The following is a 12068-nucleotide window of genomic DNA, read 5'->3' on the forward strand; positions in this document are numbered from 1 at the left end:
TCGTGATGACAACTTCAACGTTAACAAGACAAATATTTGATATAAAAGATTTAAATTTATGGTACGGAGACCATCATGCCTTAAAAGATATAAACTTTTCCATTAATAAAAAAGAAGTTACTGCGATTATTGGACCATCTGGATGTGGTAAGTCCACCTTTATTAAAACACTTGACCTAATGATTAATATGATTCCCAATGTCAAAATGTCAGGTGAGATTAATTTAAATAATAAAAACATCCTCGATGAAAAAGTAGACCTTGTAGACCTTCGCAAACAGGTAGGGATGGTTTTCCAAAAGGGAAATCCCTTTCCGCAGTCTATTTACGATAATATTGCCTATGGGCCAAGAATCCATGGGATTAAAAGGAAGGTCCATCTTGATGAGATTGTCACCAAATCATTGATCGACGTAGCTCTATGGGATGAAGTGAAGGATCGATTACACGCACCAGCCTTAGGGCTATCTGGTGGACAACAGCAAAGATTATGTATCGCCAGGGCGTTAGCTACCAAACCAGAGGTCCTATTAATGGATGAACCAACGTCTGCGTTGGACCCAATCTCTACTTTGAAAATAGAGGAATTGATTTTGGAGCTAAAAGAAAAGTATACAATCGTGATTGTTACTCATAACATGCAGCAGGCTTCACGGGTGTCAGATAAAACAGCCTTCTTCTTAATGGGAGAACTTATTGAATTAGATGCTACTGCTGCTATATTTTCAAACCCTGCCGACTCACGTACGGAAGGGTATATTACCGGAAGATTCGGATGATGGGGTGGACAGGATGAGTACAAGATCAAATTTTGATCATAATTTAATTCAATTAAATGAAATATTATTATCCATGGCTAAAAAAGCGGAAATGGCGATTAAAGATGCTATGCTCTCTTTAGTCAATCAAGACCTTGATAAGGCAAAGGCTGTTCTTATGGGGGATAATGAGATTAATGAATTGGAACAAGAAATCAATGATAAAGCCTTATTATTAATTGCAAGAGAATCACCTGTAGCTACCAACCTTAGAAAAATAAGCGCTGCATTAAAGGTATCATCAGAAATTGAAAGATTAGCTGATATTGCCGTAAATATCGCTAAATCCACCATTCACATAGGTCATGAAAAGCATATTAAGAAGATCATTGATATACCAAATATGATGGGAATGGCTTTGGAGATGGTTTCTGAGTCGATTGAAGCTTTTACAACTGAGGATGTTTCTCTGGCAAAAGAATGTGCAAAAAAAGATGACCAGGTGGATGAAATGTTTGGCCGGTTAATCCAAGAATTAATGGGATATATTCCGCAAAATCTAAATTCAACCAATCAAATTATACAGTTAGCATTTGTTTGTAGAAATGTTGAAAGAATCGCTGACCATTCAACGAATATTGCTGAGAATGTTATTTATCTTGTTACGGGAAAACGACTAAACTTAAATGCTTAAAAAAGGGGGGCTGCCTGGTAATGTGCAGTCTCCTTTTTTTCTGAAATAAGATTATTCCATTTGCTATCGCCTTTCATTTACTATTGTGCTAAAGTATTATTGCGTTAAAATTCAGAATATTTTGTTGACAAAACATGGTTTACTCACATATGATAATTATCATAGTAATAGAATTTTATAAGATGGGATTGAAAACACATGAAGTGGCGTAAAAAAATAATTCAAAATTCAAAAATGGTAATAAAAGAGGCTGGACTCCAATTCTAATCAGAATCGGAATCCAGCCTCTTTCTTTATTATACTAAAGTGGTAGAGGAGAGATATCATGATTACTTTAACAGGCCAAAGTTTAACCCTAACTCAAATAAAGGAAGTTTTATTCGGTGGTCAGAAGGTAGCCGCTTGCGAAAAGAGTATTGAGGCTGCCGGAAAGAGCCGGAGAGCAGTTGAAAGGATCGTATCAGAATCAAGAGTAGTTTATGGAATTACAACAGGTTTTGGTAAATTCAGCGATGTTCTAATTGATAAGAATCATGTTCAAGATCTGCAGCTCAATTTAATTCGCTCACATTCTTGCGGAGTAGGTGAGCCGTTCCCAGAGGTTGTTGCAAAGGCAATGGTTCTTCTTCGCGCTAATGCACTTTTGAAGGGTTATTCAGGAATTAGACCGATTGTTATTGAAAGATTATTAGATTTAGTAAACAAGGATATAATCCCCGTGATTCCGCAGCAAGGTTCCCTTGGTGCAAGCGGTGATTTGGCACCGCTCTCACACTTGGCATTAGTGCTAATCGGGGAAGGAGAAGTATTTTATAAAGGAAATCGAATGGACTCACTTGAAGCGTTTCAGCTAGAAGGGATATTCCCAGTAACACTTCAAGCAAAAGAAGGCCTTGCTCTTATCAACGGAACGCAAGCAATGACAGCTATGGGCGTGGTTGGCTATCTCGAGGCAGAACAACTTGCATTCCAAAGTGAGTTAATTTCCGCCATGACGATTGAAGGATTAACTGGGATTATTGATGCCTTTGCTGAAGAGGTTCATCTTGCACGGGGTTATCAACAGCAAATCGATACCGCAGCACGAATCCGCGGTTACTTAAGCGATAGTTTATTGACGACGGTACAGGGAGAATTGAGAGTACAGGATGCTTATTCCCTTCGATGTATCCCGCAAGTTCATGGTGCCACGTGGCAAGCCCTGGATTATGTAAAGGAGAAATTGGAGATTGAGATGAATGCTGCAACGGATAATCCATTAATTTTTGATGATGGTGAAAAAGTAATTTCCGGTGGTAACTTCCATGGACAGCCAATCGCTTTTGCGATGGATTTTATGAAAATTGCTGTTGCAGAAATGGCGAATATCTCTGAAAGACGGATTGAACGATTAATCAATCCGCAATTGAATGATTTACCACCATTTTTAAGCCCGGAGCCAGGCTTACAATCTGGTGCTATGATCATGCAATATGTAGCTGCATCTCTTGTTTCCGAAAACAAAACTCTGGCACATCCAGCAAGTGTAGATTCCATCCCATCATCAGCGAACCAAGAGGACCATGTAAGCATGGGAACAATCGCTTCCAGGCACGCACATCAAATTATTCAGAATACAAGAAGAGTACTGGCAATAGAGCTGATTTGCGCGATGCAGGCGGTTGAATACCGGGGCATTGAGAAAATGGCAAACCAAACAAGGAGGCTTTATGATACCGGAAGAAAACTTGTTCCTTCTATTAAAAAGGACCGCATTTTTTCAAAAGATATTGAAAAAGCAGCTGAAGGACTCAAAACAATGGACCTGAAAAAATTACTCCAGCAATTAGACAACGTAAAATAAATCTTACGGAGCAAAACAAATAAATTAATATCTTAAGACGTTATTAATTAATAATCATTGTTCTCCTCATGTGGTTCCCTATTGGTAATTATATTAAATAAAAAAAGAGGTGTTTTATGCAAAATACGGCCCTACAAAAAGGAAATCAACCAACGAATCCAAGTGAACAATATGAACACTTAGAAAGAAAATTAAAAACAAGGCACCTATCAATGATTGCCATTGGAGGAACGATTGGTACTGGCCTCTTTTTAGCTAGCGGTACTACAATTCATGATGCCGGTCCAGGAGGGGCACTGGCTGCCTATCTTATTGCAGGAATCATGGTTTACTTCCTCATGACAAGCCTGGCGGAGATGGCTGTATTTATACCAATTTCGGGCTCTTTCAGTACGTATACTTCAAGATTCGTTGATCCTGCCTTAGGGTTTGCTGTCGGCTGGAATTATTGGTATAACAATGCTATTATTCTGGCTCTTGAATTATCGGCTTCTTCCTTGATTATGAAATATTGGTTTCCTAATATTCCGGGTATTGTCTGGAGTGCAACTTTTTTGGTCCTTATTTTTAGCCTGAATGTATTATCTGTAAAAGGTTATGGTGAATCAGAATTTTGGTTTTCCATTATCAAGGTTGTAACCATTTTGATTTTTATTGTTGTGGGATTACTGATGTTCTCTGGAATTATGAAAGGGCATACTGGTGGATTTGAAAATTTCACTAAAGGAGAAGCGCCATTCAAAGGAGGTCTTTTATCCATCTTTAGTGTCTTTATGGTAGTGGGGTTTGCCTTCCAAGGAACGGAAATGGTTGGGGTAGCTGCAGGTGAAAGTGAAAATCCTGAAAAAAATATCCCTAAAGCGATTAAACAAATCTTCTGGAGAATTCTTTTATTCTATATTTTAGCCATTTTCGTTATCGGATGCCTAATTACCTATAAAGATCCCAATTTATTAAGTTCGGATCTTGAAAACATTGCAGTTAGTCCATTTACGCTAGTTTTTAAACATGCTGGCCTGGCATTTGCCGCAGCAGCGATGAATGCTGTTATTCTTACAGCTGTTTTATCGGCAGGAAATTCATGTTTATACGTTGGTTCACGTGTTCTATGGGTATTAGCTGAAGAAGGAAAAGCACCGGCATTCCTGAAAAAAGTAAATAAAGGAGGTGTTCCTGTAAGCGCTCTATATTTGACCACGTTTGTAGGAATGCTTTGCTTCCTAACCTCTCTTTTTGGTGACGGAACAGTCTATTCCTGGTTATTAAATGCTGCTGGTTTAGCAGGTTATATCTCTTGGTTAAGTATTTCTGTTACACACTACAGATTCCGAAAAGCATTTATTACACAAGGGAGAGATTTTAAAGATCTTCCATATGTTGCGAAATGGTTCCCCTTAGGTCCGATTCTAGCGACAGTGTTATGCTTGGTGGCAATGCTTGGAAGTAATTACCAGGCATTTATCGGTGATAAAATAGACTGGTATGGGATTCTGGTTTCTTATATTGGCCTACCATTATTCTTATTTGGATATTTTAGCTATAAAGTGGTAAAGAAATCAAAAATGGTTCCTTTACAAGATGCTGATTTCAGCAGGGAATAAGTTAAAAAATAGATTGTAAAATTTTTATTAAATAATAATAAAAACAAGGATTCCACTATTAAACTAAAATTATCATAATTTGGAGGTAGAAAAAATGAAAACGAATACATCGAATAAGGTTATACGGTATAGAGGGACAGAATTGAAAACAAAAGGCTGGCAGCAAGAAGCCGTACTGCGAATGTTGATGAACAATTTAGACGAGGATGTAGCAGAGCATCCAGAAGAACTTGTCGTTTATGGAGGGATCGGAAAGGCGGCACGAAACTGGGAATGTTTTGATGCGATTGTTGAATCGTTGAAACATCTTGAGGAGGATGAAACGTTACTTGTCCAATCAGGAAAGCCAGTGGTGGTGTTTAAAACACATACCCAAGCACCACGTGTACTGATTGCAAATTCAAATATTGTCCCGGCATACGCCAACTGGGATACATTTCATGAACTCGACAAAAAGGGATTAATGATGTATGGACAAATGACCGCTGGAAGTTGGATTTATATCGGCTCCCAAGGGATTGTGCAGGGAACATACGAAACATTTGCGGAACTTGCTAAACAACATTTTAATGGTTCTTTGAAAGGCACTATAACAGTAACCGCCGGTCTTGGAGGTATGGGCGGAGCGCAGCCGCTTGCAGTTACTATGAACGGTGGGGTCTGTATCGGTATTGATGTAGATGAGACAAGGATTGACCGCCGGATTGAAACCCGCTATACCGATGTGAAAACGGATTCCTTGGATGAGGCTATTCGTTTGGCTCAGGAGGCAAAAAGAGAAGGAAGGGCATTATCAATTGGATTACTGGGTAATGCAGCTGAAGTTTTACCGGATATGATCGCACGAAACTTTATCCCTGATGTGCTGACAGATCAAACATCAGCGCACGACCCGTTGAACGGATATTCACCTGCAGGTTTGTCTTTTGAGGCTGCAACGGAACTGAGGAAATCAAACCCTGAAATGTATGTCAGGATGTCGAAGGCGTCTATGGCTGTGCATGTGAAAGCGATGCTTGAGATGATGGAAAAAGGCGCAGTGACATTTGACTATGGCAATAATATACGCCAGGTTGCCAAAGATGAAGGGGTAGAAAACGCATTTGACTTCCCTGGATTCGTTCCAGCTTATATCCGCCCGCAATTCTGCGAAGGGAAAGGGCCTTTCCGTTGGGTGGCGCTGTCAGGTGATCCTGAAGATATTTATAAAACAGACCAGGCAATTCTAAGGGAATTTGCCGATAATGAACATTTGTGCAACTGGATTCGGATGGCTCAGGAAAAAATTCAGTTCCAGGGGCTCCCTTCCCGTATTTGCTGGCTGGGCTACGGAGAACGCGCCCGTTTTGGCAAAATACTGAATGACATGGTGGCTAGAGGGGAACTAAAAGCACCAATTGTTATTGGACGTGATCATTTGGATTCGGGCTCTGTTGCTTCACCGAATCGTGAAACTGAAGCGATGAAAGATGGATCTGATGTTGTGGCTGACTGGCCAATATTAAATGCCATGGTTAACGCAGTGGGTGGTGCTACATGGGTTTCCGTACACCACGGCGGTGGAGTTGGGATGGGTTATTCCTTACATGCGGGAGTAGTTATTGTCGCAGATGGTACGAAAGAAGCAGAGGCACGAATTGAACGTGTATTGACAACAGATCCGGGTATGGGTGTCGTACGCCACGCCGATGCAGGATATGAACTTGCAAAGAAAACAGCACGGGAAAAAGGAATTAAAATTCCAATGCTTGACAAAGGAAATGATCAGTAATGGAAAAACCAATTTGGATTAAACATGCCGCCCAGCTTGCAACGCTTGCTTCCGAAATAAAAGGTCCCCGTTCAAAAGAAGCTATGTCACAGCTTGGTTTGATTGAAGACGGCAGCTTGTGGATTGAGGATGGACTTATCCAGGCGGTTGGAACGACGAAAGAAATTGAGGAATGCTATAAGGAAAAATTAAATACAGCAATGATTGTCGATGCCTCAAATCATTTGGTAACGCCTGGACTTGTAGATCCACATACACATGTTGTATACGGAGGAAGCAGAGAGCGTGAATTTGAAATGCGCCTTGAAGGTGCAACATATATGGATATTATGAATGCGGGTGGAGGAATCCATGCGACCACCCGCATGACTAGGGAAGCAACGGAAGAGGAATTAGTCATGCAAACTAAACGCCGGCTTGATTCGTTTCTTGTTCATGGAGTAACAACTGTAGAAGGCAAAAGTGGATATGGCATGAATCTCGAAACCGAACTTAAGCAGCTTCGCGTGATGAAGATCCTGCAGGAACAGCATGCGATTGACATTGTTCCTACCTTTATGGGGGCCCATGCCGTGCCCCCTGAGTTTAAGGGAAAAGAAGATCAATTTGTCGATTATTTAGTCGATGAAATGCTGCCGAAAGTCGCCCAGGAAAAATTAGCTGAGTTTAACGATGTGTTTTGTGAAAAAGGGGTTTTTACACCAGAACAATCTGAGCGCATTCTAGAAGCAGGTAAGCACTTTGGATTGATCCCGAAAATCCATGCTGATGAAATTGAGCCTTATGGCGGAGCGGAATTGGCGGCAAAGGTAGGGGCAATTTCAGCTGAGCATTTATTGAAAGCTTCCAATGAAGGAATCCAAGCCATGGCAGATGCGGGCACGATTGCCTGCCTGCTTCCGGCAACAGCGCTTTATCTACGTGAAGCAGCTGCAGCAGGAAGAAAAATGATTGATGCAGGTGTACCCGTAGCTATTTCTACTGACTGCAATCCTGGGTCTTCACCTACGACTTCAATGCCGCTCGTGATGAACCTGGCTTGTATTTCAATGAGACTAACCCCAGCAGAGGCCTTGACAGCAGCCACTTTTAATGCTGCATGCGCGATTAACCGCCAGGAAAAAGTAGGATCACTTGAAGAAGGGAAGCAGGCAGATATCGTGTTATGGAATGTAAAAAGCTACCAGGAACTTCAATATCTCTTCGGAGTGAATCACGTTAAGTCTGTGTGGAAAAAGGGTGTAAAGGTGGTGGATTCAGGTGGCAGAACATTGGCTTAAGGCACCCGAATGGTCCTGGAATAGATTGAAGGGCGATACTGGCTATGTACATCATTGGGTGCAGCCATTGGATGAAATGAAAGAAATACCCGATTTAATTGTTTACGGTGCACCTATTTCTCGTTCATCCATTAGTGTGTCTGGGGCTTCTTTGTATCCAGCAGAATTTCGGAGGATGTGGAAAGGCTTTGCCACCTATAACTTGGATGAAATGATTGATTTGACCTCATTCAAAGTTGCCGATGCGGGAGATGTGGCGGTGCATACGACGGATATTCCTTTATCACATCAGCGTATCCAACAGACAACGGCCTATCTTGCAGTAAACTATCCTCAAACTGTAACATGTATGATTGGCGGTGACCATTCTACAACGGCCTGTGCGGTGCGGGGAATAAAAGAAGTTTATAAAGAAGAAACGATTGGAATCTTACAGCTTGATACACATCTCGATGTGAGGGATCCGGCAGAATTAGGGCCTGCAAACGGAACACCGATTCGGCAGCTAATTGATGGTCATACTGTCAAAGGAGAGAATGTTATCAATATTGGTTTGCATGGCTACTTTAATGCGAAGCCGCTTATTGATTATGCGGAGAAAAACAATATTCAAATGGTGACGTTAAAGCAAGCACGCAGACAGGGTCTTATTAAAAGTGTTCAGGTTGCGCTTCAGCAGTTGACCGCAAAAGTTGACCGCGTTTATGTCACCGTCGATATGGATGTGCTTGATATTTCCGTTGCACCGGGTGTACCAGCGTCTACCCCCGGAGGTATGACAGCAGTAGAACTGTTTGATATATTACTAGAAATCGGCAAGGATTCGATTGTCCGGCATATTGATTTTGTTTGTCTGGACCCAAGCAAAGATTCGGTAGTTGCCCAAACTGTTAAGACCGGGGTATATGCGTGGCTGCAATTTATCACTGGCTGTGTCTTACAGACTAGATAACGAATGCTCAATTTAATAAAGGAAACTCTGAAAAAGCTAGGAAGCATAGGGATTATATCTCCATGCTTCTTTGTTTGCCTTTTTAGATAAAGTTGTCGAAAAGATGAGCATTACCCGGTAGGTAATTTGTTGATACATGTAAAAAACGGACGGGTAATTCGTAACAAAAAAAATTTATTGACTGTAAATAAAGCTTGTTGTATAGGCTAACCAAATTACGACAAAATGCGTTTATTGTATGCTTTCCAATCTGGTGATACCATTAAATTATAAATTTATTAAGAATGATTTTGCGATTATATACATATATTGATTGTTTACAGAATGGAGGAAAAAAATGATTGAGGAAATTATCAAACTTAGAGGAGATGGCTTATCATTTCGTAGAATTGCCTCTGAATTGAATACAACAGTAGGTAAAGTTCAATACCGTTGGAATAAATGGATTGAAGAAAATAACAATGAAATAGCTAACGAGCAATCGACGAAGAATCCGAATTCCTCAGATGACTCTATTTCACCAGAATTAATTCCGCAAAAGGGTGAGCTAAAGGCCAAGCTTGTAACGCCTCACAAAATAATTCTTTTCTGGGACATTTCCGAATTACCAAAAAAAATCATCGAACGATTTTTCAATCGAAAGTTTGAAGAACTTGTCACTGTAACTAGAGTTTATGATGTAACGAATATTTTGTTTAACGGTAAAAATGCCAGCCTTTTTAATGAAATAACCGTCGCTTACCAAAGCGGACACTGGTTTATTAAAGGATTGGCAGAAAATCGGAGCTATATTGCGGAATTAGGTGTACATCTCACTGACAATGAATTTTTTCCGCTTTATCGATCGAATGGTATTCAAACACCTTCATCTGAATTATCTAGCGGTAATTCAATTCAGCAGGAATTATTACAATTCCAACGATATGAAGAAGAATCCCCCAAATGGGTTGAGCAGGTGAGTACTTACAGTTATTATGTAAAATCAGACAACTTGGGGGAGAAAAATGAATAATCGACAGTCAGGATCTATTAACTCTGAAAGAGAACGCCAAGCTGCTTGGAAGTTAAAAGTATTAATTCTTTCGTGGGAATTTCCGCCTAATATTGTCGGCGGTTTATCGAGACATGTAGTAGGATTAGCCACCCATTTGTCAGAACAAGGACATGAAGTTCATGTTCTCACAGCTGGGAAACATAATCTTCCGTCATTTGAGGTAATGAATGGAATAATTGTCCACCGTGTAAGGCCAGTTAATGAATATGACGACCATTTTCTGTCTTGGATTGCCGGTCTTAATATGGCGATGGCATTTAAGGCAGATCAATTAGTAGAAGAGATAGACTTTGATCTCATTCACGCTCATGATTGGCTTGTCGGGGCAGCCGCGATATCCCTTAAGGAACTAGTAGAAATTCCTTTATTAACCACTATCCACGCCACAGAACATGGCAGAAATAATGGAATCTATACTGAAATGCAGCAGTTCATTCATGAAAAGGAACAGCAGTTAATCATCGAATCAGATCAAATTATTGTCTGCAGCGAATATATGAAGGATGAACTTAATCGGGTTTTTCTTTTACAGAATAAGAATATTACCGTTATTCCAAATGGAATTGAACCATTAACAGTTAAAAAGAAGATTGCAGAGGTAATTCCGGAGCTAGCAGATAAAAAGTATATTTTTTCAATTGGAAGAATTGTGGAAGAAAAAGGATTCGAAACGATAATTGAGGCAGCGGCGATCGCAAAGGAAAAGAAACAAAACTTTATTTTTGTAATTGCCGGAAAAGGACCAATGCTCACAGAGTATCAAAATCAGGTTATAGTGCGTGGTTTGGAGGGCTATGTTTCTTTTATTGGCTATGTTACTGATGAACAAAGAAATGCCCTTATTGAAGCTTGTGAGCTGGCTGTAATCCCAAGCCTTTACGAACCATTCGGAATTGTTGTATTAGAAGCAATGGCCCTCGGAAAACCAACTGTAGTATCCAACACTGGCGGCATGAAAGGCATAATAAAGCATCTACAAACGGGGATGCTGATGGTCCCAGGTAATCCTAAAAGTCTTTTGGAACAAATTGAATTTTTACTCAATCAACCAGAGAAAGCAAAAGAGATTGGCAGTAAGGGTAAGCAGATTGTTCAAAGTCTTTATGGCTGGAAACGAATTGCTGCTGAAACAAGCAGGATTATGAAGGATACTTTATTAAGAAAAAGAGTAAATGAGAAGGAGCAAAAGGCAGTGCCAAATAAATGAAAATAAGGTGTGCATGATAATGAAATTAATTACTGAACTACAAAATGACAAACCCGCTTCTAACCTGGAATTAGCGATGGAACCACTTCAATTTGTTCCTGGACTTTGGGTGAATGGGAAATATGTTTGGCTGCAAAACACATTGGAAAAAGTTATTTATGATGAAGCGTTAGTGGTTAAAGTAAAGCAGGAACAGATTCATTCTAAGATTTGTCTTTCAAGTGTTTATGTAAGCAATCACAGTCATAAAACGATACAGGTTCAAATTTTAGCGATGCATCATTTGGAAAATATTGGACAAGATAACTTGACATTCGTTTCACCAATCGAGAATCATATTATTCATCATGCGAAAACACATGTTTATCTTGTGAATGGACACTGTACTAATGCAAGTATAAACGAATATACGGCTGTGCCTTTGTGGAATGCCTATACTGACCAAATTTGGAACTCCATTCAAAAAGGGAAGTTAAAATATCAACCAATGGCAAAAGGTCCTGCAGCTAGTATCTTTACGATGAGTCTGTCAATTGAACCGCTTCAAACAAGAAAAATGGATACTTGGACGATTAGCGGCTCCAATAAAAACGAACTTATTTTATTAGAAAAAGCACTTCTTAAAAAACACACTAGCATTTCCTAATGAAAAATGATATTATAGAAAAGTCGTATGAACGAACTGCTTAATCGTTTGGAGGGAAATTGACATGCGTGTAAATATTACGTTAGCTTGCACTGAGTGTGGAGATCGTAACTATATTTCAACAAAAAATAAACGTAACAACCCAGATCGTCTTGAGCTTAAGAAATATTGCCCAAGAGAAAAGCGTACAACAGCACATCGCGAAACAAAATAAGCAGTAGGGCTTCCTGCTGCTTTTTTTGTTGCCATTAAATAAGTAAGG

At 39.9% G+C, this 12068-nt stretch carries 11 protein-coding genes; all 11 read left to right on the plus strand.

Annotated elements, in window-relative coordinates; genetic code table 11:
- Positions 1–5 precede the first annotated feature (5 nt).
- The 11 genes from pstB (at position 6) to rpmG (ending at position 12020) form a co-directional block, all read left to right on the plus strand.
- A complete protein-coding gene (gene pstB / locus ACZ9EE_RS24395) occupies positions 6–779 on the plus strand; it encodes a phosphate ABC transporter ATP-binding protein PstB (protein ID WP_476031221.1) in 774 nt (257 codons plus the stop codon).
- Between the two features lie 13 nt (positions 780–792).
- On the plus strand, positions 793–1452 hold the full coding sequence (gene phoU, locus ACZ9EE_RS24400) for a phosphate signaling complex protein PhoU (RefSeq protein ID WP_476031222.1): 660 nt from the start codon (positions 793–795) through the stop codon (positions 1450–1452).
- A gap of 325 nt (positions 1453–1777) precedes the next feature.
- Positions 1778–3295, plus strand: a complete 1518-nt coding sequence (gene hutH / locus ACZ9EE_RS24405; RefSeq protein ID WP_476031223.1) for a histidine ammonia-lyase — start codon at positions 1778–1780, stop codon at positions 3293–3295.
- A gap of 116 nt (positions 3296–3411) precedes the next feature.
- Positions 3412–4896 (plus strand): amino acid permease, encoded by a 1485-nt coding sequence (locus tag ACZ9EE_RS24410; RefSeq protein ID WP_476031224.1) that lies wholly within the window; start codon positions 3412–3414, stop codon positions 4894–4896.
- 94 nt (positions 4897–4990) lie between these two features.
- Positions 4991–6667, plus strand: coding sequence for a urocanate hydratase (gene hutU / locus ACZ9EE_RS24415; RefSeq protein WP_476031225.1), 1677 nt, complete (start codon positions 4991–4993; stop codon positions 6665–6667).
- Positions 6667–7947 carry an imidazolonepropionase gene (gene hutI, locus ACZ9EE_RS24420; RefSeq protein WP_476031226.1) on the plus strand — a complete coding sequence of 427 codons (1281 nt, stop codon included), beginning with the start codon at positions 6667–6669 and terminating at the stop codon, positions 7945–7947. The genes hutU and hutI overlap by 1 nt, the downstream gene beginning before the upstream one ends.
- Complete coding sequence (locus tag ACZ9EE_RS24425) at positions 7928–8899, plus strand: agmatinase family protein (RefSeq protein ID WP_476031227.1); 972 nt, start codon at positions 7928–7930, stop codon at positions 8897–8899. Before hutI ends, ACZ9EE_RS24425 begins: the two co-directional genes overlap by 20 nt.
- 337 nt (positions 8900–9236) lie before the next feature.
- Positions 9237–9911, plus strand: coding sequence for a DUF4912 domain-containing protein (locus ACZ9EE_RS24430; RefSeq protein WP_476031228.1), 675 nt, complete (start codon positions 9237–9239; stop codon positions 9909–9911).
- The gene (locus ACZ9EE_RS24435; RefSeq protein ID WP_476031229.1) at positions 9904–11160 is read left to right on the plus strand and encodes a glycosyltransferase family 4 protein; all 1257 of its coding nucleotides are present in this window, start codon (positions 9904–9906) and stop codon (positions 11158–11160) included. Before ACZ9EE_RS24430 ends, ACZ9EE_RS24435 begins: the two co-directional genes overlap by 8 nt.
- Before the next feature lie 19 nt (positions 11161–11179).
- Positions 11180–11806 (plus strand): hypothetical protein, encoded by a 627-nt coding sequence (locus tag ACZ9EE_RS24440; protein ID WP_476031230.1) that lies wholly within the window; start codon positions 11180–11182, stop codon positions 11804–11806.
- Positions 11807–11870: 64 nt separating this feature from the next.
- Positions 11871–12020: a 50S ribosomal protein L33 gene (rpmG, locus tag ACZ9EE_RS24445; RefSeq protein ID WP_015594975.1), complete on the plus strand. Its 150-nt coding sequence runs from the start codon at positions 11871–11873 to the stop codon at positions 12018–12020.
- Positions 12021–12068: the final 48 nt, after the last annotated feature.

The organism is Bacillus sp. URHA0034, from assembly GCF_056280405.1.